Below are 22640 nucleotides of genomic sequence, written 5' to 3' on the forward strand. Positions count from 1 at the left end.
TTAAGCCTCATAAGTTTCAACTTTTATGCACTTGCTGATTATAACTGTCGTGACCATACATAAGATCAATAAGACAATGGAAATCGAACTGGCATATCCGTATTTAAAAAACTTAAATCCCTGGGTATACAAATGAGATGCCAAAACCTCTGTTGTATGGTTAGGACCGCCTTGTGTCATGTTGTAAATCAAGTCAAAAAATTTCAAGGAACCAATGCAATTTAAAGAAAGGGTGGTAACTAACATAGGCCGGATAAGAGGAAGCGTAATATGTATGAAAGCCCGGGATTTTGATGCCCCATCAATATAGGAAGCTTCGTAAATATCTCTTGATATTCCACTGATCTGCGCCATATAAAGCATCATTGTCTGCCCTACATACTGCCAGAGTGCTACAAACCCAATGACCCACATAGGAAGTGGAATCAGCCCCTTGGTAGCAAAAAGCCATTTTGGTCCCTCAACCCCAATCATACCTAAGAGCTGGTTTAATCCTATCTTAGGATTAAATAAAAATGCCCACAAAAGCCCAAGCGCTGCGGAAGACAGTACGCAAGGAAGATAATAGATATTTTTAAAAAGGTTTCTTCCCCATTTCAGATTTGTTAATATGACAGCAAGAAATAACCCTATTACCTGTTGCGTGATGCCAGAAAAAACCATAAAGAATATGGAGTTTTTCAAAGCAGTTTTCATTATATCATCACTGGTAAACAGATCTATATAATTCTTTAGTCCCACGAAATCTGGTTTCGTAAGCCCCGTATAATCACAAAGAGAATAATAAATAACCTGAATGATTGGAACAAATAAAATCAGTGTAAACAAAAGGAATGCCGGTGCAAGAAATATAACTGCTGCTTTTTTATCTTCCAATAACTTGTTCATGTAATATCCCTTTCCTTTCAAAGCGAAGGTATACGAATGTATTTCTGCACCGTATACCTTCTAATATCCTATGATTTATTTCTTCCAGACATTTTTTGTATAAAAATCCTGAACCTTTTGGAATGCTTCTTCTGGAGTCGCATTACCAAGATAGATATCTACCATTGCATTATCAAAGAAATCTCCTGCTTCAACGCTAGCTAAAGATTCATTGTAAAAGCCTAAGGTTCCAGTAACATTCTTCATAATATCACTGATATAAGCAAACTGCTTTGGTGCCTTATCAAAATCGATCTTTACAGAAGTTACAGGAATCTTACCTGCTACTTCAGCCGTGTATCTCTGTGCAGTATCATCTGTAAACATCTTCAATAAAGCAAGGGAAGCTTCCTGATGCTTTGTAGATGAACTCATAACCAGGTTATCTGTCTTAACAATCATACGGTTAGGATTTGCTCCGCCTTCAATACCTGGAAACTGGAAGATACCACATTTGCTTTCAAACTCAGGATTGTTGCCGTTGATCTGAGCAATAGCCCAGGAACCCTGTACCAGCATTGCTGCTTCTCCATTATAGAAGTTAGCAGTTGCCTGATCATTGGAATCTCCAGCAGCAGAGTCCTGGAAATACTGGGACAGCTCTTTTAACTTCGTTCCTGCATCAATAAAGCTTTTATTCGTCCAATCAAGCTTACCTTCATTGACAGCAATCAGATTATCTGGACCGCCTTCTCTATCACAAAGATATCCAGCAATCATGGATAAACACCAGGAAGTACCTGCGGAACAGGAAATTGGTGTGTAGCCTGCTTCTTTAATCTTCTTACAAGCTTCAATTAAATCAGTATAGTCCTTTGGTACCTCGACTCCTGCCTTTTCAAAGATCTCTGTATTATAAAATACACAGGCTGCGGCAAAGTTTGTAGGAACCGCCATAATCTTTCCGTCATATGTAATACGCTCAAAAATACCATCGTTAAATGTTTTATACCATTCAGATTCTTTGTTTTTCAGAATATCTGTTAAATCTGCTGCTACTCCTACCTCCACATACTTGGTAAGGTTTGGTCCTGGATCACAGATAAATACATCAGGTGTATTCCCTGCTGCAACCAAAGCATTCAGCTTGGTATAGTATTCGTCCAGATTGGTTGTAACAACATTACAGTAGTATTTCCCCTTATACTGTTCATTGAAGCGATCAATGACCTGCTTGTACCCTTTCGTAATGAGATCCTCAGTTGCATCCAGGTTGTCCCAGAACATCCATGTAATCTGCTCTTCTGTGCCAGTAGCTTTTACAGCTGCAGCACTACTTTCTGTAGTACCATCTGCTCCCTGGGTAGCCCCGGTATTAGTTGAAACCCCACAACCAGAAAGTGACCCAATTACCAGTCCTGCTGCTAAGAAGCCTGAAATGAATCTTTTCATCATACCTTTCTCCTCCATGACTCACATGTTTCATGTTTATTTGATAAATTAACTTTAACAGAAATCACTTATTATTTCTTTAAAATTATTGCCTCTACATTATCAATTATTGCTATCATTTATTTTTCGTATATATTACTTTTTTATGTTTTAGATATCATCGTAGGCATCAGAGGTGTTTTTTTATGCTTTTTCACAATATAACGCTTATTTGCTGTTACAATTTTCCTTTTATTATTGTAATTTTGACATATGCACCTTATAATATTTTTATTACTACAAGCAATTATTTATTGCTGTTTTTATAAGGAGCCGTAAAATGATAGAGAATCTGAGAGGAATCCACGAAACAGTTAATTACAAAGAGTACACCAACATTCGTCTTTATGACAATACGGAGGCTGAAGATTACCCTGCCCACTGGCATACTCCCCTGGAGATCATCATGCCCATAAAGAACCATTACTCTGTGGTCTGTGATACCCATACCTTTGAAATAAACCCAGGCGACATTATCTTGATCTGTCCAGGAGTCATTCATTCTTTAAAGGCACCTAAAACCGGACGAAGAATTATCTTTCAGGCAGAGCTTCCCATGTTTAACGCGATCAAAGAACTAGAATCCATTCTTACACTCCTAAGTCCGACCTTAATCATCACTCCACAGGGATTCCCTACCATTCACGACAAACTTTACCACTACATGCTGGAGATTACAGAAGAATACAAAAAAGACATCCCTTTAACAGAGACAAAGATTTACTCTGCTCTCTTAGACATGTTCGCCCTCATCGGACGAAATCACACAGAGCAGGTGAGCCTTCTGGATTCAGATAATATCAAACAGAAGAAATACACAGAAAAATTCATTTTTATCTGCAACTATATCAGCTGCCATTGTACCGAGGATTTATCACTGGAGGAGGTGGCCTCTCTGGTTGGATTCAGTAAATACCATTTTGCCCGCTTATTTAAGCAATTTGCAAACATATCCTTTTACAAATACGTAAACAAAAAGCGGATAGCCACTGCCGAAACGCTGCTAATCAATCCCCAGCTTTCCATTACTGAGGTTGCTCTTCGTTCCGGCTTCTCAAGTCCATCCGCTTTTATCCGTATGTTTAAAATCGTAAAATCCTGTACTCCTACAGAATTTCGCCGTATGTACAACGACAGCTAATCCATAAAGTCAAGATAAAGAGTGCCAAATGCAGCCATACGTTCCGATTCTCCCCGCTCTGATGCTGCATATACTCCAATGGTGCACCCGGTAAAGCCTCCTGCCATCTCCGAGGAAAGCTCCTTTAACCCCAGGGAATCGACAATGACCGTCTGGTCCGCTTCCCCGCGAAGCCGCTGGTCTTCCCCCTTTAGGTATATTGTATGCAGGCTGCCGGATACGACAGGGTTCCCCCACTCCGTCACTTCATCTCCGCTTCGTTTTATCATAACTGCGTCTAAGCTTCCAGCCCGATTCTTTATGACTGTTTTTACATAATGATTCTCATCATAGAAATAAATGAGCCCGGCCTCTTCTCCTTCCATCAAATCTGCATCTACCTCCACCCATGCCTCAAAGCTGCGGGACAGAAGTCTTGTACAAATAAAGGAGGGAACCGAAAGATCCTCGATGGTTACTGTCTTAAATGGAAGATACAGCTTTCCCTGTTCTATCTTAAGGGGCAGCTTATCTGGATTTCCCCTTAAACCAAGACACCTCATATCAAGAGGGGATGTCCATAGGATATCACCCCTTGCAGCCGGCTTTGCTCTGTCACAACCAGGTAAGAACTTCATCTTTTGCTGCTCCATGACCGTTCCCACCATTGGGTTTACAACAGGCCAGTCTTCTTCCCATTCAACTTTCGCTAAAAATGTTTCCCTGCCAAGCTCCGCGCAGCCATTCTTCGGCCTTGTTCCCAGCATGACCATAAACCAGTCCCCGCTTGGGCTCTCCACCAGATCCCCATGACCAATATTTTGAATGGGGTGACTATGGCCCAGATTACGGTGAGTGAGAACCGGATTATGAGGACAGGATTCATAAGGGCCAAAGACAGACCGGCTTCTGGCAACTGCTACGCTGTGATCAAAGGCCGTTCCTCCCTCCGCCAGCATCAGATAATAAAAATCATCCTTGCGATATACATGAGGACCTTCCGCCCAGATCGTGTGCTTCATACTTCCATCAAAAACACCTACTGGTTTTCCCACAAGCTTTCCTTCCTTTAAATCAAGCTCCTGAATCCATATCTCGCAGTCTCCATAATAAGCCGCGTTCTCTTTTGCTCTCTGGCCTACATAATAGCAGGTATCATGATCGAAAAACAAACTGGGGTCAATGCCAGGGGCATTTTCTATAAAAATAGGATCCGACCACGGCCCATTTGCCGTCTCTGCTGTTACATAGAAATTCCCTCCGCCAGACACATTGGTGGTAATCACATAAAACCTTCCATTAAAATATCGGATAGTAGGCGCATAAATCCCCTGGGAGACTTTGGCACCATTCAAACGGAGCTGCTCTTCTCGTTCCAGCACATGGCCGATCTGTTCCCAATCTCTTAAATTATTGCTTTTAAAAACCGGTATTCCAGGTGCATATGTAAAGGTGGAATGAACCATAAAAAACTCTTCCCCCACCCGGCATATGGAAGGATCCGGGTAAAACCCCTTTTGAATGGGATTTGTAATCGTTATCATCTTTATCACCTCTCTTTGAATTCCATTCCTATAAGCACACCACAGAAAACGGTTTTACAGGAAGTCCAGCCTCATTAAACAGGTTCACCTCACAATATCCCTCTTTTGCGAATTGAATTTCTATGGAATCTTCTGATAAGGATTCAAAGGTAAGTGTAACGGTTGTATCAAGACTAAAATCTTTTATTTCTTTTATTTGTTTCCCCTGCCAGATCTTCAGGCTTTTAATTTCTCGTCCTTTGAGGGTGAGGCTCTTACCTGTATCTGAGAAATGAAGAATGAGCTTATTCTCTATTCTCTCAGCCTTTATAAACTCCGGAGATTCACAAAGAATGTCTTCCCCATATATTTTCCCACGAGCCAGAAGGGCAAGCCTTTCCCCAACTTCCATTTTCTCCTTAGGATGGATATCCTCGTACATGCCCAGGTCCATGATAGAAACCATGTAAGCACCTGGAACAAGCTTGGAGACCAGTTCCTGCCGCTCTCTGACAGCCGGGTAGCCGTTGCCATCATTTCCAAGCCACCAGCCAAATGGAGCCAGCTGAACAAAAAGAAAAGGCAGTTCATCCTGCCAAAGCTTTCTCCAGCAGCGGATCATGGTTTCAAAGGTCTTATCGTATATGTCTGCATGGCCTGCATCGGATTCTCCCTGATACCAGAGAACTCCCTTTACCGGAAAGGGTGCCAGCTTTTTAAGCATGGTCTCATAAAGGCCTGATGGGCGGTAATGATGGTACGGTCCCAGAGGAACTGCAGGGTCACCTGCATTTCGTTCCATCCATTCTTTCTGATCCTCTTCATTCATGCCATACATCATGGCTCTCCAGTCAATTTGATGCTCATAAGAGTCTTCAAATGCCCAGCCTTCCATGCTCTTATTCTTTATTTCTTCTTCTGACATAGAAGATAAAGCCTGTTGATACTCTTCTTTAAAAATATGTAACGGTTCTTCCTCAAAACAGGACCAGTCCATCCAGGCACAGGCAGGTGTCCCGCCCCAGTTACAGCCAATAACCCCCACTGGAACGCCAATGACCGGCTGCAGGGACTTAGCAAAGGAATATCCTGGTGCAGAAAAGGTCTCCCACTGAAAATCATGCTCCAAAAACCAGCTCCCGGAATCTGGCAGCTCCCTCTTCTGGCCTTCAAATGCAATTCTCTTACAGTTGAACATATGTATATCATCATTTCTTTCCCATTTTCTTATGTCATTCCAGTGAGCGTCGTATCTTAAAAAATACTCCATGTTGGACTGACCTGCCGCAATATAGATATCTCCTATGCTTATATTGCAAATGGTGACTTCCGGAGCTTCCTCCTCATCCACAAAAATGGACAGAGTAAGTCCCACACCAGCATTCTGTTTTGAAAGCTCACAGTAAAAGGCATCTCCATGGACCTCTGCCTCTGCCATATCATTGCAAAGACTTATGCGAAGCCGTTTTGCCCCTGTTGCTGTCCCCCATACTTTAATGGTCTTATCCCGTTGAAGCATCATTCCATCTTGAAATATTTCAGGTAATTCAATTCGTGTCATACACTTCCCCCTAAGTATAAAATATGAAACTATATTACTATATTGTAGCATAGATATTTTTTTATCAAAACATAAAACTTGCTCTTTTTTTATAATTATAGGCAAATAAAAAAGCCGTCACCCGATACCGGGTAACAGCCTTCTTTTCACCATGTTTGTCCAGAAACTACATGACGCAGTTTCTGGTTACACAAAACTTGAATTAAGCTTCAACGTTGATGATTTCTTTCTTGTTGTAAGAACCGCAAGCCTTGCAAACTCTGTGAGGCATCATCAGCTCACCGCATTTGCTGCACTTCACTAAGTTTGGAGCGCTCATCTTCCAGTTTGCTCTACGTTTGTCTCTTCTTGCTTTAGAAGATTTGTTCTTTGGACAGATAGACATGGTTACACCTCCTTAAACTGTTTAAAAATATCCTGGATGACTGCCATTCTAGGGTCTGTAGGCCTAATATCGCAGTCACAAGTCTCACGATTGAGATTTGTTCCACATCTATTACAAATCCCCTTACAGTTTTCACTGCAGAGAACCTTCATAGGCAGGTTCAGTATGAGTTCATCACAAACCAACTGGTCTACATCCAGATTATAACCATTAACATATGGTTGTTCATCGAGATCCTCTTCACGCTCTTCCTCTGATTCACTTAAGTCAATCATACGAATGATATCAAAATCCAAATCAATAGGAACAGGTTCCAGGCAGCGGTCACATGGAATAACAAGGGTAAGCTCTGCTTTCCCTTCCACTTCCAGCTTTTTGCCTCCCAGATTGATAATCCGCAGTGTAACTGGTTTCTCAGCCACTACTTTATAATCACCGTATGGCCCATGATAGACTTTCATCTCGATATCTGGCGTATAAGTTTTCTCTTTCCCCTCCAGGGTAAACAACTCGGTTAAATTAATAAGCATATTAGTCTCCTAATACGCACCTATGTAATTATACATAGATGCGCACTATTTGTCAACAAAATATTTCCATATTTGATGTTACATCACTAGGATGTACCACCCTGTCCAGGATTATACGAGAGCTTTTGTTTCTCTTGCGATAGCAAGCTCTTCGTTGGTAGGAATTACACATACCTTAACCTTGGATTCCGGTGCGGAAATCATGTTGTCAAATCCTCTCTTGCTGTTAGCTTCATCATCAATCACAACACCAAGGTATCCTAAATAGGAACAGATTTCTTCTCTGATTGCTCTGTCATTCTCGCCAACACCTGCAGTAAATGCAATTGCATCAACACCGTTCATAGCTGCAGTGTAAGAACCGATGTATTTAGCTACACGGTATACATAAGCCTTGATTGCTGTATCAGCAAGGTGGTTTCCTTCTGCCTGAGCTTTCTGAACATCACGGAAATCGCTGGAAATGCCACCGGACATACCAAGAATACCGGATTTTTTGTTTAAGATATCAATTACTTCAGTAACAGTCTTTCCTTCTTTATCACAGATGAACTGTACAACAGCAGGATCAATGTCACCACTTCTGGTACCCATGATAAGTCCTTCTAATGGAGTCAGACCCATGCTGGTATCTACACATTTGCCGCCGATGGAAGCTGAGATGCTGGCACCGTTGCCTAAATGGCATACGATTACTTTGCCCTTGTTCTCATCAAGGCCACAGAACTTTAAGGTTTCCTTGGATACATAGTTGTGGCTTGTACCGTGGAAGCCGTAACGACGGATGCTGTATTTCTCATAATATTCTGTAGGGATTGCATATAAAGCAGCCTTCTCTGGCATACCCATACCGAATGCTGTATCAAATACAGCTACGTTAGGAACGCCTGGCATAGCAGCTTCACAAGCTTCAATACCCATTAAGTTTGCAGGATTGTGAAGAGGTCCTAAATCGAAACAGTCACGTACTACTTTCTTTACATCTTCTGTTACAACGATAGAATCACTATAGATGGTTCCAGCATGGAGAACTCTGTGTCCTACTGCGGAGATTTCACTTGTATCTTTGATTACGCCGTATTGAGGATCAACCAACGCCTTCATAACGTGCTCGATCGCTAAGGTATGGTTAGGCATATCTTCTTCGATTACCAGATCGTCTTTTCCTTCACCCTTATGAACTAACTTTGAACCAGGGATACCAATTCTCTCACATAAACCTTTTGCTAAAACTCCCTCATTCTCCATATCGATCAGCTGATACTTTAAGGAAGAACTTCCACAGTTGATAACTAAAATTTTCATAAAAATAAATTCTCCTTTGATTATTTAACGATTTCGCCGTGCTGCTCTCTACCGCAGCCAGCTGCGTTAGATTCATCAGTGTCAATATGCATAGCCAGAGCATAGGATTCGCTTACACGAACAACTACATCTCCAAAAACAAGGCTTCTGCCATCAGTGTCAATTTTTACAGATACGATCTCGCCGTTCTTTACGCCAAGCTGTTCTGCATCTGCAGGTGTTGCATGAATGTGACGCTTTGCAGCGATAACACCTTCTGCAAGTTCAATCTCACCTGCTGGTCCAACGATCTTGCAAGCACCGCTTCCAGCGATATCACCGGATTCTTTAACTGGAGCTGCAATTCCAACGGAACGAGCGTCGGTCAGGGAAAGTTCTACCTGAGTTGCTTTTCTTACGGGTCCTAAGATAGAAACGCCCTTGAACTCACCTTTGGAGCCAACAACCGCTACTCTCTCTTCACAGGCAAACTGCCCTGGCTGGGATAAATCCTTCTTCTTTGTGAGTTCATATCCCTTACCAAATAAAATCTCAAGATCTTCTTGAGATAAATGTACATGACGTGCTGATGTTTCAACAATAAACTTCATGTTTCGATATTCTCCTGTTCTCTTCCTGAAAGTTTTTAAATTAACTCTCACTCTATTCTATGAGCATTCCTCAAAATTTTCAAGTCTTGTCTTTAAATTATTTGCATTTTTTGCAAAACAATAGCATAATAGAGTATAAAATATCATAAAAAGGACTATTTTCATGGCAAACCATACTCATTGCAGTGCCGTTGGCATCATTGCTGAATACAATCCATTCCACAATGGACATGCATATCATATCAAAAAAGCCAAAGAATTATCTAAAGCAGATTACTGTATCGTTGTTATGAGCGGGGATTTCGTTCAAAGAGGCGCCCCGGCCATATTCGACAAATATACCCGCGCCACCATGGCACTTTCCTGCGGGGCTGATCTAGTCATCGAACTTCCGTCTATCTTTGCTACCAGCAGTGCCGAAGACTTTGCTGCCTGCAGCATTGCCCTTCTTGGCAGTCTGGGGGTTGTAGATTCTGTTTGCTTTGGCAGCGAATGCGGAGATATTAAAAAACTTTCAGCCATCGCATCCATCCTGGCAGAAGAACCAGAGGAATACAAACAAATACTCCGCATGGAATTAAAAAAAGGGTTGAGCTTTCCTCAGGCAAGGAACAAGGCACTCATCTCCTGCGAAAACTTAGGCGAGGAAGATGGGGAGATCCTTCTGACTCCCAACAACATACTTGGCATTGAATACTGTAAGGCGATTCACCGTCAAAACAGCAGCCTGACTCCTCTTACCATTAAGAGAGCAGGAAGCGGCTATCATGATCCCCTGGTAACCCCGCACCAATATAGCTCAGCCACAGGTATTAGAAATCTGCTGAAAGAAAACGAAGGCGAAATCATGGATACGGCTTCTCTTTATTTGCAAATTCCTGAATCAGCAAGACAGATAGCAAAAAACAGCCAGCCTGTATTTTCAGACGATTTCAGTTCCCTGTTAAATGCAGCTCTTCTTCGCCTCTCTATGGAAGACATATCTCTGGAAAAGTATGCCGATGTCTCCAAAGAGCTGGCTGCCAGAATAAAAAAGCAACTGCCGGATTTTCTTCCCTTCGAGGAAAAAATAAGCAGTTTAAAGACCAAACAGTATACCTATACAAGAATCAGCCGGGCGCTGCTCCACATCATATTAGGAATTACAACGGAGCAGATAAGGGAAGGAAAAGAAGCGGGGTACGCTCCCTATGCCAGAATTTTAGGATTTCGAAAAGACTCCAAAGACTTATTAGGGCAAATAAAAATGAGAGGGAGCATCCCTCTCATTACCAAAACAGCAGGCGCAGAACTCACACTTTCGGAAGCAGCCAGTTCCATGCTCCGGCAGGATTTTTACTGTTCCCACTTATATCAGACCGTACTTCAGAACAAATATCATATTCAGAATAAGAATGAATTCACTCGTTCCGTCGTCATCTTATGACGGCGGAACAAGGAATGCGTGGATGGCATCTTTATATAGAAGAAACCGGGTTTTGGGAACAACTATTCCTTGATCCCACATATCTAAAAGCTCTTGAAAGGTTACAAACCTTGCATCAACCACTTCCTCTGGCTGAAGGACCAAATCCTTCCTTGTAACTTCCTGGCGGGTAATATAAGTATCTACAAACCGGTCCTTAAACTGGATGGTATGGATCAGTTTTAGCTCATCCTCCCCTACCAGTAATCCCGTTTCTTCCAATAGCTCCCTTACCGCTCCCTGAAGGCTTGTTTCTCCTGCCAGTACAGATCCTCCGCTGCACTCCCACATCAGGCCGTAGGTTTTCTTTGGATGCCTTCTGGTGATTAAAACTCTTCCGGATTCATTGACAACCCAGATATCTGATATAAGATGATAATCCCCCTCCGGCATGGGAACCCCTCTCACATGGGTTTTCCCTGTCTTTTTTCTGCCTTCATCATAAACGTCCCAAAGCTCCATCATCCATTCCTCCTGCCATAAAACTCAATCAGTATGGTTAAAAGTTTGTTCCATTCCAGCCCCAATGCTCTACTTCTTCATATTTAATATATATCTTATCCTGAGCAATCCCAACCGTATCCCGGTAAATCTTGCTGATTTCCTCTGTCAGACGTTCATAATCGCGCTCTGTTGCTCGTCCGAATATTTTCACTTCGATAAAAGCCATCTTCGTATTGTTCTTCCCTTTAAAATAGAGGGAACAGTTGTCCTCAAGGCTTACCATGAGCCAGTTTTCCGATTTTCCCGGAATCAGGCTGATTGCTTGGCCAAGTTTCGTTTTTAATGCTTCTTTTACTTCTTCGGTTAATGGAACATTCACTTTTGAATTAATAAAAGGCATGAGATACCTCCTTTATTTATATAATTTCCTTTCCGTGATTATATCATATAATGAAGGAAATTTCTATCTTTCAAAGCATTACACTTCTTTTTCTTCAAATAATTTTGGCAAGGTCAGATCACAGTGAAGAGATTCCATAATTTCTTTGATCTCTTTTTGGTTGTCCTTCTTTCCTCCCTGCTTTACGGCACGAATCAAGATGTTTTTAGGAGTGTGCTCCATATCAATAAATTCAAGAATCTGGGTCCGGTATCCCTGGTTTTCTAATACTTCCGCACGCAATGCATCCGTATAAAGGGCTGCTGTCCGTTCTTTAATGAGCCCATACTGGTAAATTGGCGCCATCAGATCGTTTTTTAGCTGGCGGTTCATCTCATGCTGACAGCACGGAACCGATAAAATAACAGATGCCCCCCAGCGGACCGCTTTATAAAGAGCATAATCCGTAGCGGTATCACAGGCATGAAGAGTCACCACCATATCCACATGCTCGACGCCTTCATAGGAGGCAATATCTCCATGATAGAAATTTAGTTTATCATAACCGTACGCTTCCTTTAGCTGGTTGCATTTATCTATAACGGTCTGTTTTAAATCCAATCCGATGATGCGAATGGGATATCCTTTTAACTCATGGAGGTAATAATACATGGCAAAGGTGAGATAGGATTTACCACAACCGAAATCTATGATTACATTTTCCCTGTCTGAATGAAGTCTTGGAAGAATATCTTCAATAAATTCTAAAAAACGGTTAATCTGACGGAACTTATCGTATCTGGTTCTGACGATTTTGCCTTCCTCTGTCATAACACCTAAATCCACCAGAAACGGAACCGGGATTCCTTCTTGTAAAATATAGCTTTTCTGTCTGTTATGTTCTGGTATGAAAGGGGCAGCCTCCATTTTTGGCTGCTGCCTCTTTTCCTTCATACTTAAGGTTCCTTTTTTACTTACCAGAACCCTTACCTGGCCTTTACCAGAATCTAGCTCCATTTGCCGAAGCTTGTCCTCCAATAAATCAGCCAGATAAGCGGCACATTCCATGACAGAAAGATTTTTGTGGAAAGCCTGGTTTCCCACCAATTCCTCTGCCTGAAATACCAAAGTCCCTTTCAACAAGAGAGGACGTATCTTTACCTTTGAAACTCCCTCTTTTCCTGATGGATTGCTGACTACAATACGAAGCAGGGCCTCGTCAAGATATTTCTGGACAGTTTGAATGAAATGTTCTCTTTCCTTTTGTTCCATTGAACTAAGCGATTCCTTTCTCTACAGTTTCATGCCTTCTTCTGGCTGATAAAATCGAAACTTAATTTTTAAAGCTATGAATAGGAGCCGGGATTCTTCCGCCTCTGTTTACGAACTTCTCACAGGAGTACTTATTTACCGGCATAACGGGTGCATATCCAAGGAGTCCACCGAATTCTACCGTCTCACCTACGGACTTACCAACAACCGGAATAATACGTACTGCAGTTGTCTTCTGGTTGATCATACCAATGGCAGATTCATCTGCGATGATTCCGGAAATGGTAGAAGCAGGCGTATCTCCAGGAATTGCGATCATATCAAGACCAACGGAGCAGACACAAGTCATTGCTTCCAGCTTTTCTAAGTTAAGGGCTCCCATAGCAACCGCATCGATCATACCCTGATCCTCGCTGACTGGAATAAATGCGCCGCTTAATCCTCCTACATAAGAAGAAGCCATAACGCCGCCTTTTTTTACCTGATCGTTTAAAAGTGCAAGAGCTGCTGTTGTTCCAGGAGCTCCCACTCTCTCCAGACCGATTTCTTCCAATATCTCAGCCACACTGTCTCCAACTGCAGGAGTCGGAGCAAGAGAAAGATCAATGATACCAAATGGTATATTAAGACGCTTGGACGCTTCCTGAGCTACCAGCTGTCCAACACGAGTAATCTTAAATGCTGTCTTTTTAATGGTTTCGCAAAGCACCTCAAAGTCCTGTCCTCTGGCTGACTCAATGGCAGTCTTTACAACACCTGGGCCGCTGACACCTACATTGATAATGGCATCTGCTTCTGTCACACCATGGAACGCTCCCGCCATAAATGGATTGTCATCCGGCGCATTACAGAATACCACCAGCTTGGCGCAGCCAAGAGAGTCAATTTCCTTTGTTTCCTCCGCAGTTTCCAATACAATCTTACCCATAAGAGCTACAGCATCCATGTTAATACCTGTCTTTGTAGAGCCTACATTAATAGAGCTGCACACCCTGTCGGTACAGGCAAGAGCCTTTGGTATGGAACGAATCAGGTACTCATCAGCGGTTGTCATTCCCTTACTTACCAGTGCAGAATAGCCTCCGATAAAATTAACGCCCACTTCTTTTGCTGCACGGTCCAGAGTCTTTGCAATGGTCACAAAATCTTCTGGTTTTTTGCAGGCAGAACCACCTACCAATGCAATAGGAGTGACGGAGATTCTCTTATTTACAATGGGAATAGCGAAATCTTTCTCAATTTCTTTTCCTACGGAAACAAGATCCTTGGCAACGGTTGTAATCTTACGATAGATTTTTTCATTCACTGCATTAAGATCGCTGTCACAGCAGTCAAGAAGGCTGATACCCATGGTAATGGTACGCACATCAAGCAGTTCCTGCTCAATCATCTTATTGGTCTCGTTTACTTCAAACATATTTAACATATCGGGAACCCATCCTTTTCTTAAGCCTTGCAGTTATCATTAGATACGGTGCATTTTTGTAAATATCTCTTCTCTCTGGCATTTTACCTTTACGCCGATCTCGTCACCGATTCCCTCCAGTTCATCAGCAAGCTCTCCAAAAGGCTTTGCAGATTCATCCATATCGACAATCATCATCATATTGAAGTATCCCTGTACGATGGTCTGAGAAATATCCAGGATATTCACCCGGTTGTCTGCCAGGTATGTACAGATTTTTGCGATGATCCCAACGGTGTCTTTTCCAACTACTGTAATAATCGTCTTGTTCATAATGATCTCCTCTTTGATTATATAGTGATAATTTCCGACATCTGGTCTCTTTTCGCTACCGTAATAGAAAAATCAGATGCCCGAAATGGGTTATCGCCTTCTGTAATTTCCAGCTTTACTGTTTCATAAGCCAGTTCCTCATAATTGTTTTCCTTACTTAAATGACCCAGCAGAATCTTCTTTAGATTGTCATGGAGAATACAGCATAACAGCCGGCCTGCATTCTCATTGGACAGATGTCCGTGATCTCCCAGAATCCTGCGTTTTAAATAATAGGGATAAGGTCCTGCCTGCAGCATATTCACATCATGGTTGGATTCTAAAAGAAGAGCGTCCAGCCCTTGGAGATGTTCGATGATATACTGGTCATAATGGCCCATGTCCGTAGCCACTGCTACCGATTTGCGTCCGTGCTGCACCCGGTAAGCCACTGGATTTGCCGCGTCGTGATCAATGGAAAACGGCTTTACGTCAAGATCTCCGACCTGGAAATCCACGTCCGGGCGTATGGCGCAAAATAATTCCTTTGGATATTCTCCCAGATACTTCTGCTTTGATATTTCCTCCAGGGTTTCCTTTGTTCCATAAATAGGAACGCCGTACTTTCTGGCAAGTACTCCCAGTCCCTTGGTATGATCGGAATGCTCATGGGTAATTACAATTCCTGTCAGTTCATTTCCCTTGACACCGATTTCATTTAACCCCTGCTCAATCCGTTTGTTGCTTATGCCTGCATCCACCAGGATATGGGTGGTGTCCGAGCCTACGTAGATGCAGTTACCACTGCTTCCGCTTGCAATGCTTACCAGTCTCATGATTCTTTCTGTCCCCTGTTTTTCAATATTTGCGCCAGCTGGTCCCTGATTTCTTCCATGGAACCATCATTTTTGATGACCCGGTCGCAACGGGCCAGATATTCCGACTCGGCTGCCTGGCTTGCCATTATTCGCTTTGAATGTTCCTCTTCATAACCCCTGTTTTCAAAAAGCCGGCGGATTCGAACCTCTTCCGATGCATAAACATACCACATTTCATCATAACCGACATCCGCCTTTTCACCCATAATTGCAAATTCTACCACAATAAGCTTCGCTTGGGAAGAAGAAATTTTACCCTTTATGAATTTCCATACAAGAGGATGAATAATTCTATCAACTGCATTCCTGATTCTCTCATCCCGAAAAATGCATTGGGAAAGAAGCTTTCGGTCTATGGAGCCATCCGGCTTTAAGATACTGTCTCCCAAAGCCGTGACAATGAGTTCATACCCTTCCTTCCCCGGTTCCATTAATTCCCTGGCTACTTCATCAGCCTTTATCACTTCTGCCCCATATTCATTCTCTAATATAGAAAGAACCAGGCTCTTACCTGCGCCTACCCCTCCTGTTAATCCAATTACTCTCATGCGTTGCCACCAGTTCCTTATTTTGCGTCAAACCAGGATTCTCCCACATTGGCTTCCACCTCAAGGGATACCTCTAGGTCAGCCGCATGGGTCATCTCATTTGTTAAAAGTTCCTTTACTGTCTCCAGCTCATCCTGATAGGCTTCAATCAGAAGTTCATCATGAACCTGAAGAACGATCCGGGATTTAAGGCCCCGTTTTTTTAGTGCCTGATCTACCCGTATCATAGCTATCTTCATAATATCGGCTGCCGTTCCCTGTATGGGAGAGTTCATTGCTACTCGTTCTCCAAAGGACCGCTGCATAAAATTCGATGATTTCAACTCAGGAACCGGACGCCGTCTTCCAAACATGCTGACCGCATAGCCGCTTTCCTTTGCTTTTGTTACCAACCCATCCAGGAAGGATTTAACCCCTGGATACGTTTCAAAATATTTTTCTATATATTCGGAAGCTTCTTTTCTGGTTATGCTTAAGCCTTCGCTTAGGCCAAAGGAGCTGATTCCGTATACAATTCCGAAATTCACTGCCTTGGCATTTCTTCTTTGCAGTGACGTCACTTCGTTAAGAGGAATGTGGAACACCTCTGAGGCAGTGATGGCGTGTATGTCCTCCGCCTGCTTATAAGCATTGATCAGACGGGTATCTCCTGACATATGGGCCAGTACCCGAAGTTCGATCTGGGAATAGTCTGCATCCACGAACACGCAGCCTTCCTTTGGAACAAAGACCTTACGAATCTCCCGTCCCAGTTCCATTCGAACCGGAATGTTCTGGAGATTTGGCTCTGTACTGCTGATTCTTCCCGTCGCGGTGATGGTCTGATTAAAGGTTCCATGAATCCGTCCGTCTGGCCCGATATAAGCTGCCAGGCCATCGGCGTAGGTGGAATTTAATTTGGTCAGCTGGCGGTAGTCCAGAATAAGTGTGACCACAGGATAATCCTGGGCAAGCTTTTCCAGTACATCGGCGGCTGTGGAATAACCTGTTTTTGTCTTTTTCCCTCCCGGAATTTTCATATGGTCAAAGAGTACCTCGCCAAGCTGCTTGGGGGAATTGATGTTAAAGGTCTCTCCTGTCTCCTCATATATCTTCTGTTCCAATTCTTTGATCTGAACCTTTAACCGGTCTCCGTATTCCTTTAACCGTTCCCGTTCCACCTGAATTCCGGCTGTTTCCATGGAGTAAAGGCTGTAGATCAAAGGCATCTCTATCTCATGGAAAAGCTTCTCCATCTCCGACTCTTTTAAGGCTTCTAAAAGGCGGTCTCCACAGAGGAAGGCAATGTAGGACATATAGCAGATACAGGAGACAACATTCTCCCGGTTATCAATAAGAGCACGGCTTATGGAGACCTTTCCTATCAGCTCTATCCTGGAAGGAACGGTCATATTAAGATAATCTTCGGCAAGATCCTTGTAGCTGTAGGAATCCTTTAATGGGTTTAACAGATATCCCGCAACTCCAGCATCAAACACCGGAGTTCCTGCCTCCAGTTTTAAATAGGGAAGCTGGCTCTTTAAATCAAGTACAGTAACATGTCCAGCCTTTTTGCAGATATCCTCTGCCTTGCCAGCCAGATAGTCTCCGCTTAATAAGCCTTCCGAAAGAATGCAATAGCAGTCTTCCTCTCCAAAACAAATGGACAGTGCAATTACTGTTTTATCTTCAATGATCAGCTGAAGGCCAAGACGGTCTGCTGACATACCTTTACCAAACACTGCTTCCGCTTCCGAAAAATCAGTAACTACATGAAAGCTAGTGGTTGGAGAAGATTCCTTCTCCGATTGATTCTCGTCATCCGGGAATTCTGCGGGTACAAAGTCCATATCCATGATTTCCTGAATTTCAGCTTCGGATATTGATTTTGTATCGTCCAGAGTTATATCGCAGTCTTCTTTTAAAAGAATTTTCTTTTCCTCCTCAAGGATCCTGTTTTCAAATGTCTTTAAAATATCTTTGATTCTCTGGGATTCGATGCTTTCCAGATGTTCATATAAACCGGCGATGTTCTCATACTGTCTGATCAGCCCACAGGCGGTTTTTTCTCCAAGCCCATCAGCGGCTATAAGAGAAAAGACTTCCTTCAGGCCCACTGGCTCCAGTCCATACTCTTTCCGGATGGTTTCAGGATGGTAAGACTTAAAAATAAGCCCCTCTTCTCCCATAGCCGGAATCTGGACTGTCACATGCTCTGCTGCCGTCTGCAAAAGTCTTTGATCTTTCGTAATTATGGTAATATCACTCTCTTCACTGCTGCACTTCTTAGCCAGGGAAGCCAGGATATCCGCAGATTCGTACCCTTCTTTTATAAGAACCTCTGCCTTAAGAGATGGTGCCATCTCCTTTAACAGCTCTTCCTGTATCGTTATCTCCTTTTCTACCATGGACTGGTCGGCACCGGTCGAAGAAAAGGCAACTGCCAGATAATCAGCTTCCTTTCTTTCAAGGATTCCTGTCATCAGGCTTTTGACTCCACCTGCGCCTTTGGCTGGAAGGCTGTAAAAGGCTTCCTTTATCATACTGCTTCCATCTATTAAAACAATTCGTTTTCTGCTCATCTGTTCTCCTATCATAGTAAGCCCTGCTGCATCCAGATTCTGCATTGCAGGAGGACCGTGATTATCAATGCCATAACACTTAAGGTTGCGACAGAATACCTTGCTATTTTTATGAGCCTTATAGCCTGTATCCTTTGTCTTGACTGCTCAATGGCAGCTTCAAGCGCTCCCTTTATATTATAGTTCCCAGTTTCGGAGTCCAGCTGTCTGATTCCTACCTCAACGGTAAAATAAATCTCCAGTTCATCGCGACAGCCGGGACAGGATTCCATATGTTCCAGAAATTCCTTCAGTTCTTCATCCGTAAGTTCATCTCTGATGTATGGCATGACGAGACGCTCTGCTTCTTTGCATGTCAAAATCCCGACACCTCCTTAACAATTTCTTTCATCTATCATACAATATATTTTGCCTATTTTCAATTTAATAATCCAAAAAAGCACTTGCCAAATGGAAATTCCTGTGATAAAATAATCATCGTTGCAGACGAGAGCCGATGTGGCGGAACTGGCAGACGCACTGCACTCAAAATGCAGCGGACACTCTCCGTGCCGGTTCGAATCCGGCCATCGGCATTCTATTATGGGCAAAAAGAAATCGGTTTTTAATCGGTTTCTTTTTTTATTTCTATGATAAGTCAATTAACATGAAAGAGGCGGAACCATGGGTCCACTTTACCCTATCGGTGCCGCCTCTTTTATTACTCTTCTTCCTCTTCCTGCTCCAACAGAGCATTGAGCCATAGTCCTGCCAGATGAATGGCTCCATGAAATCCAACGAAGGGAGGATCATAAGGACTTAGTCTCCATCTGACATCTGGATTGCTGATTTGAAGTTCCAATCCTTTTCCTGCCCATTTTAAAGCTTCTCCACTTCCCATGAAGATTCCTTTTTTTCGATTTCTCACTGTTTTGGACCATTCCTCCTCTGAGAAGTATGGTATATCCTCATCTCCCATGTCCGGACTATCACACCAGCAGTCTCCCCGGTACAAAGACAGCTCCTTATGGCCATATTCCAGGATTCCTTTTACTATATCTGCGTGACCTCCCAGAGAAATAGTGGCTTCATCCGGGTGGGAACGAATCATATGATTTAAAACAGGCATTGCAGGTCTTAAATGATTCCTGGCTCCATTGGCTTCCTGGTTCACAAAGTCACGGTCTGCCTCCACCCCCAGGGTATTTGATATGTTTATAATCCAGGAAAGAGTTCCTTCTATTCCATAAGGCCTGCCGATCACATAGGGTGTGTCAAATCGTTTTTCTAAATATTTTGCCGCCTTTTCTCCTTCTCTTCTGACCACTATATTGATATGAGCTCCTCCCATATCCATTACCTGGCTTGCCGAGGTATGAGATGTCATCACGCAAACCGGGTCCATGTTAAAAGCTCCTTTCAGGATTCTCACCATTTCTTCTGCATCAGCCTGAAAGCGAAACATATCTGCACAGGAACCAATGATATTAAAGGTAGGGTGAGATGTTTTTTCCCGCTCTTTTGGAAGCTCCTTCGCCAGTAAAAGAAGGGCTTCTTCTACCCCTTCGTATCCATGGACATGAAAGCCTCCTGCCCCAAAGGGGAGTAAAGGAATATCCGGATATTCCGGCTGCAGTTCCTTACAGATCGCATTTAAATCCGTTCCAATGACGGTTGGAACGGAAGAAGGAAGGAAAAAGATGATTTCCGGCTTATCTTTTTCTACGATTTCAGCAATTGTGCGGTTAAGCCGCTTGGTATCACCCATGGAAATATCTGTTTCGTCGATGTGCGTCGAGTACAGCCTGCACCCTTCTGCCACTCCTGCCTGATTTAAAAACACCCGGCTATACAGCATATGTCCCATACAGCCATATTCAATCAGAGCTGCACCGCGAATGGTCCCAAGGGTGCGTAAAGTGCCCATTCTGCCGGAAAGAGGCGGTCTGAATCTATGTAATCCCATTTCAATCATCTCCTTACCTGTTGGTTTATTTTAAAGCGCTTATCAGTCTTTTTAATAATAATTCTGTCCGTTCGTAGCCAGCCTGTCCGTATAGTTCATCTAAGTGGGGGACAAAGGGAATCTTCCCATTTCCGCCAGGTATCTCTCCAAAAGAAACATCTGGGCTTAACTCCTCGAGCATCCTTGCATCGGATGGTTCATTTACCATATGGCAAAGATAGGGATTCTGTCCTTGTTCCAGAAGAAGCTTCGACCATCTTTTATCATCCGGATAAAACTCTTCCATGTGAAGCAGCAATGGGTCCATCCCCAGCTTTAACAGATAATGAGCCAGCGGCAGTGTCATTAAGGTGTTTCGATGGGTCGTGACAAAGCGGAGCCCTTTTACTATTTCTTTTGCCTCTGCCTCTGAATGGGCAGCTGCCTTTCTTGATTTTTGAAAACCATCTCCCCACTGAATGCCTAACTTTGCAGCAATGTCATGATATAGATGGTCAATACCATCTACGTCATAGACTTCATGAACACTGACAAAGGGGACTCCAAAACGCTTTTCCATCCGTTTGGCAAGAGGGTTCATATAAGGGGAAAGCACAAGATTCAGTGCTCCGTCTGGTGCGGAGACAAAATCTGTGATATCAGATTTTGGTGCCAGATAACGAAGGGTCATATTTCTGGCTTCAAGTGCCTGTAAAAGCTCTGGCATAGGAATATGGTCTTCTTCTTTGCTCCTGCCCAGAATGTTTACCACATCCGGGCGTTTTTTAGAAGGCTCCATCATCTCTACAAAGGACTCCAGGGTTTTATAGAAACCGGAAGGATAGCTGTTACATTTAAAATGAGGCATCTGCACATAGTTAAGTCTGGCTTCTGTTTCGGGCTGCAGCTCTCGAATGATCCCTTCCATATCTTCCCCTATGACTTCGGGAACACAGGTGGAAATCAGCATAATCGCCCTTGCTCCAGCTGCCTCCATTTCCTTAACAGCCTGCATGACTCCCTTTCTGCATCCAAAAACCACCTCATTGGAATCCAGCACATACATCCAGTGGAGAGTATGATCGTCCGGCTTATTTTTCTCAATAATGCTGCGGCTGTAATTGCCGCATTCTGCCGTTCCGATCAATAGGGTGGACATTCCTTTAATATTGGAACTCAGCGCCAATGCAGTGTGCATGGGACAATGATTGCCGGGAAAAGCGGCTGGAGTGAGGAATTTAATTCCTGCATTGGATTTAACGGCAGATAATCTCTTTAAGTGCTTTAACTCAATCATCCTTAAGTCCTCCTTCCAGCAACAGCCTTGCTAAAGAACGGTAATGCTCTGCCATATCAGAATCCGGCAAGGCCTCAATTACGGTCTTTCCTTCTGCCTCCGCCTGTTGAACGGCGCCATCTCTTGGCAGGCAGTAAAGAATTGAGGCATCGATTTCAGCGGCTGCTTTTTGAACCAGTTCCTCTTCCCGCTCAATATTCTTGGAATTTAATATAAGCCCTCTAAGACTTGCATAGCCCCGGCTTCCAAAGCTTTTCACCGCATGAGCAATATTGGAAGCCGCATAGAGGGACATCATTTCCCCTGAGGTTACAATACATACCTCATCCGCATAGCCGCCGCGGATGGGCATGGCAAATCCTCCGCAGACCACATCTCCAAGCACGTCATAAAGTACTACATCCGGCCGGTATGTATCGTAAGCTTCCAGTTCCTCCAATTTCTCAAACGCAGTTATGATTCCTCTTCCGGCACAGCCGATTCCTGGCACGGGACCGCCTGCCTCCACGCAAAGCACTCCGGTACTGCTTTTGACCACAAAATCCTCCAATTCCGCATCTCCCTGATCTCTTAAAATATCCAGTACAGTAGGAATATTTTTTCCGCCAGTTAAGTTCCTTGTAGAATCCGCCTTTGGGTCACAGCCGATTTGCAGCACGGTTTTCCCCATTTCAGCCATGGCTGCCGATATATTTGAAACTGTGGTGGATTTTCCAATTCCGCCTTTTCCGTAAATTGCGATTTTTTTCATCATTTTCCTGCCTTTCTTTGCTTATGCCTTAT

General features: G+C 43.3%; 22 protein-coding genes and 1 tRNA gene. 3 read left to right on the plus strand and 20 right to left on the minus strand.

Going from position 1 to position 22640, the window contains the following annotated elements:
• The gene (locus T546_RS0109655; RefSeq protein ID WP_026891432.1) at positions 1-888 is read right to left on the minus strand and encodes a carbohydrate ABC transporter permease; all 888 of its coding nucleotides are present in this window, start codon (positions 886-888) and stop codon (positions 1-3) included.
• Positions 889-963: 75 nt separating this feature from the next.
• Positions 964-2322 carry an ABC transporter substrate-binding protein gene (locus tag T546_RS0109660; protein ID WP_026891433.1) on the minus strand — a complete coding sequence of 453 codons (1359 nt, stop codon included), beginning with the start codon at positions 2320-2322 and terminating at the stop codon, positions 964-966.
• Between the two features lie 316 nt (positions 2323-2638).
• On the opposite strand from T546_RS0109660, the gene T546_RS0109665 reads away from it, so the two are divergent.
• Complete coding sequence (locus T546_RS0109665) at positions 2639-3499, plus strand: AraC family transcriptional regulator (RefSeq protein WP_026891434.1); 861 nt, start codon at positions 2639-2641, stop codon at positions 3497-3499.
• Here T546_RS0109665 and T546_RS0109670 read toward each other — a convergent pair.
• The 6 genes from T546_RS0109670 to T546_RS0109695 all read right to left on the minus strand — a co-directional run bounded on the left by T546_RS0109670 (position 3496) and on the right by T546_RS0109695 (position 9372).
• Positions 3496-5022, minus strand: coding sequence for a glycoside hydrolase family 43 protein (locus T546_RS0109670; RefSeq protein ID WP_026891435.1), 1527 nt, complete (start codon positions 5020-5022; stop codon positions 3496-3498). The genes T546_RS0109665 and T546_RS0109670 overlap by 4 nt on opposite strands.
• 28 nt (positions 5023-5050) lie before the next feature.
• Positions 5051-6562, minus strand: a complete 1512-nt coding sequence (locus T546_RS0109675) for a sialate O-acetylesterase (protein WP_026891436.1) — start codon at positions 6560-6562, stop codon at positions 5051-5053.
• Between the two features lie 202 nt (positions 6563-6764).
• Positions 6765-6947, minus strand: a complete 183-nt coding sequence (rpmF, locus tag T546_RS0109680) for a 50S ribosomal protein L32 (protein ID WP_024835773.1) — start codon at positions 6945-6947, stop codon at positions 6765-6767.
• Positions 6948-6949: 2 nt separating this feature from the next.
• The gene (locus T546_RS0109685; RefSeq protein ID WP_026891437.1) at positions 6950-7477 is read right to left on the minus strand and encodes a YceD family protein; all 528 of its coding nucleotides are present in this window, start codon (positions 7475-7477) and stop codon (positions 6950-6952) included.
• Between the two features lie 111 nt (positions 7478-7588).
• Complete coding sequence (locus tag T546_RS0109690) at positions 7589-8782, minus strand: acetate/propionate family kinase (RefSeq protein WP_026891438.1); 1194 nt, start codon at positions 8780-8782, stop codon at positions 7589-7591.
• 20 nt (positions 8783-8802) lie between these two features.
• Complete coding sequence (locus T546_RS0109695) at positions 8803-9372, minus strand: PduL/EutD family phosphate acyltransferase (RefSeq protein WP_026891439.1); 570 nt, start codon at positions 9370-9372, stop codon at positions 8803-8805.
• Positions 9373-9535: 163 nt separating this feature from the next.
• On the opposite strand from T546_RS0109695, the gene T546_RS0109700 reads away from it, so the two are divergent.
• Entirely contained in the window at positions 9536-10798 is a 1263-nt protein-coding gene (locus T546_RS0109700; protein WP_026891440.1) for a nucleotidyltransferase, read from the plus strand.
• On the opposite strand, the gene T546_RS0109705 is transcribed toward T546_RS0109700, so the two are convergent.
• The 9 genes from T546_RS0109705 to T546_RS0109745 all read right to left on the minus strand — a co-directional run bounded on the left by T546_RS0109705 (position 10793) and on the right by T546_RS0109745 (position 18995).
• On the minus strand, positions 10793-11302 hold the full coding sequence (locus T546_RS0109705) for an NUDIX hydrolase (RefSeq protein ID WP_034598691.1): 510 nt from the start codon (positions 11300-11302) through the stop codon (positions 10793-10795). The genes T546_RS0109700 and T546_RS0109705 overlap by 6 nt on opposite strands.
• 34 nt (positions 11303-11336) lie before the next feature.
• A complete protein-coding gene (locus T546_RS0109710) occupies positions 11337-11681 on the minus strand; it encodes a phenylpyruvate tautomerase MIF-related protein (protein ID WP_026891442.1) in 345 nt (114 codons plus the stop codon).
• A gap of 78 nt (positions 11682-11759) precedes the next feature.
• Positions 11760-12932, minus strand: coding sequence for a class I SAM-dependent methyltransferase (locus T546_RS0109715; protein WP_026891443.1), 1173 nt, complete (start codon positions 12930-12932; stop codon positions 11760-11762).
• A gap of 61 nt (positions 12933-12993) precedes the next feature.
• Positions 12994-14358 (minus strand): PFL family protein, encoded by a 1365-nt coding sequence (locus T546_RS0109720; protein WP_026891444.1) that lies wholly within the window; start codon positions 14356-14358, stop codon positions 12994-12996.
• 39 nt (positions 14359-14397) lie between these two features.
• The gene (locus T546_RS0109725; protein WP_024835764.1) at positions 14398-14670 is read right to left on the minus strand and encodes an ACT domain-containing protein; all 273 of its coding nucleotides are present in this window, start codon (positions 14668-14670) and stop codon (positions 14398-14400) included.
• Between the two features lie 17 nt (positions 14671-14687).
• Entirely contained in the window at positions 14688-15485 is a 798-nt protein-coding gene (locus T546_RS0109730; protein WP_024835763.1) for an MBL fold metallo-hydrolase, read from the minus strand.
• The gene (gene coaE / locus T546_RS0109735) at positions 15482-16075 is read right to left on the minus strand and encodes a dephospho-CoA kinase (RefSeq protein WP_034598694.1); all 594 of its coding nucleotides are present in this window, start codon (positions 16073-16075) and stop codon (positions 15482-15484) included. The genes T546_RS0109730 and coaE overlap by 4 nt, the downstream gene beginning before the upstream one ends.
• 17 nt (positions 16076-16092) lie before the next feature.
• A complete protein-coding gene (gene polA / locus T546_RS0109740; protein WP_242842214.1) occupies positions 16093-18681 on the minus strand; it encodes a DNA polymerase I in 2589 nt (862 codons plus the stop codon).
• Positions 18648-18995, minus strand: a complete 348-nt coding sequence (locus T546_RS0109745) for an anti-sigma factor family protein (protein WP_026891447.1) — start codon at positions 18993-18995, stop codon at positions 18648-18650. Before T546_RS0109745 ends, polA begins: the two co-directional genes overlap by 34 nt.
• Positions 18996-19128: 133 nt before the next feature.
• On the opposite strand from T546_RS0109745, the gene T546_RS0109750 reads away from it, so the two are divergent.
• A tRNA-Leu gene (locus T546_RS0109750) sits at positions 19129-19211 on the plus strand.
• Positions 19212-19336: 125 nt separating this feature from the next.
• On the opposite strand, the gene T546_RS0109755 is transcribed toward T546_RS0109750, so the two are convergent.
• The 3 genes from T546_RS0109755 to T546_RS0109765 are packed head-to-tail and all read right to left on the minus strand — an operon-like array spanning position 19337 to position 22608.
• On the minus strand, positions 19337-20581 hold the full coding sequence (locus T546_RS0109755; protein ID WP_026891448.1) for a nitrogenase component 1: 1245 nt from the start codon (positions 20579-20581) through the stop codon (positions 19337-19339).
• Between the two features lie 25 nt (positions 20582-20606).
• Positions 20607-21857, minus strand: a complete 1251-nt coding sequence (locus tag T546_RS0109760) for a nitrogenase component 1 (protein WP_026891449.1) — start codon at positions 21855-21857, stop codon at positions 20607-20609.
• Complete coding sequence (locus T546_RS0109765; protein WP_026891450.1) at positions 21850-22608, minus strand: nucleotide-binding protein; 759 nt, start codon at positions 22606-22608, stop codon at positions 21850-21852. Before T546_RS0109765 ends, T546_RS0109760 begins: the two co-directional genes overlap by 8 nt.
• Positions 22609-22640: the final 32 nt, after the last annotated feature.

Source organism: [Clostridium] aerotolerans DSM 5434 (assembly GCF_000687555.1).
Taxonomy (GTDB): domain Bacteria; phylum Bacillota; class Clostridia; order Lachnospirales; family Lachnospiraceae; genus Lacrimispora; species Lacrimispora aerotolerans.

Bases quoted from the DNA above. Each gene is read 5' to 3' on its own strand.
- T546_RS0109760 (WP_026891449.1), bottom strand. From the start codon at position 21,857: ATGATTGAGTTAAAGCACTTAAAGAGATTATCTGCCGTTAAATCCAAT.
- T546_RS0109690 (WP_026891438.1), bottom strand. From the start codon at position 8,782: ATGAAAATTTTAGTTATCAACTGTGGAAGTTCTTCCTTAAAGTATCAG.
- T546_RS0109695 (WP_026891439.1), bottom strand. From the start codon at position 9,372: ATGAAGTTTATTGTTGAAACATCAGCACGTCATGTACATTTATCTCAA.
- T546_RS0109675 (WP_026891436.1), bottom strand. From the start codon at position 6,562: ATGACACGAATTGAATTACCTGAAATATTTCAAGATGGAATGATGCTT.
- T546_RS0109725 (WP_024835764.1), bottom strand. From the start codon at position 14,670: ATGAACAAGACGATTATTACAGTAGTTGGAAAAGACACCGTTGGGATC.
- T546_RS0109665 (WP_026891434.1), top strand. From the start codon at position 2,639: ATGATAGAGAATCTGAGAGGAATCCACGAAACAGTTAATTACAAAGAG.
- T546_RS0109655 (WP_026891432.1), bottom strand. From the start codon at position 888: ATGAACAAGTTATTGGAAGATAAAAAAGCAGCAGTTATATTTCTTGCA.
- coaE (WP_034598694.1), bottom strand. From the start codon at position 16,075: ATGAGAGTAATTGGATTAACAGGAGGGGTAGGCGCAGGTAAGAGCCTG.
- polA (WP_242842214.1), bottom strand. From the start codon at position 18,681: ATGCAGAATCTGGATGCAGCAGGGCTTACTATGATAGGAGAACAGATG.
- T546_RS0109660 (WP_026891433.1), bottom strand. From the start codon at position 2,322: ATGATGAAAAGATTCATTTCAGGCTTCTTAGCAGCAGGACTGGTAATT.
- T546_RS0109670 (WP_026891435.1), bottom strand. From the start codon at position 5,022: ATGATAACGATTACAAATCCCATTCAAAAGGGGTTTTACCCGGATCCT.
- T546_RS0109765 (WP_026891450.1), bottom strand. From the start codon at position 22,608: ATGAAAAAAATCGCAATTTACGGAAAAGGCGGAATTGGAAAATCCACC.
- rpmF (WP_024835773.1), bottom strand. From the start codon at position 6,947: ATGTCTATCTGTCCAAAGAACAAATCTTCTAAAGCAAGAAGAGACAAA.
- T546_RS0109715 (WP_026891443.1), bottom strand. From the start codon at position 12,932: ATGGAACAAAAGGAAAGAGAACATTTCATTCAAACTGTCCAGAAATAT.
- T546_RS0109720 (WP_026891444.1), bottom strand. From the start codon at position 14,358: ATGTTAAATATGTTTGAAGTAAACGAGACCAATAAGATGATTGAGCAG.
- T546_RS0109710 (WP_026891442.1), bottom strand. From the start codon at position 11,681: ATGCCTTTTATTAATTCAAAAGTGAATGTTCCATTAACCGAAGAAGTA.
- T546_RS0109700 (WP_026891440.1), top strand. From the start codon at position 9,536: ATGGCAAACCATACTCATTGCAGTGCCGTTGGCATCATTGCTGAATAC.
- T546_RS0109705 (WP_034598691.1), bottom strand. From the start codon at position 11,302: ATGATGGAGCTTTGGGACGTTTATGATGAAGGCAGAAAAAAGACAGGG.
- T546_RS0109685 (WP_026891437.1), bottom strand. From the start codon at position 7,477: ATGCTTATTAATTTAACCGAGTTGTTTACCCTGGAGGGGAAAGAGAAA.
- T546_RS0109730 (WP_024835763.1), bottom strand. From the start codon at position 15,485: ATGAGACTGGTAAGCATTGCAAGCGGAAGCAGTGGTAACTGCATCTAC.
- T546_RS0109755 (WP_026891448.1), bottom strand. From the start codon at position 20,581: ATGGGATTACATAGATTCAGACCGCCTCTTTCCGGCAGAATGGGCACT.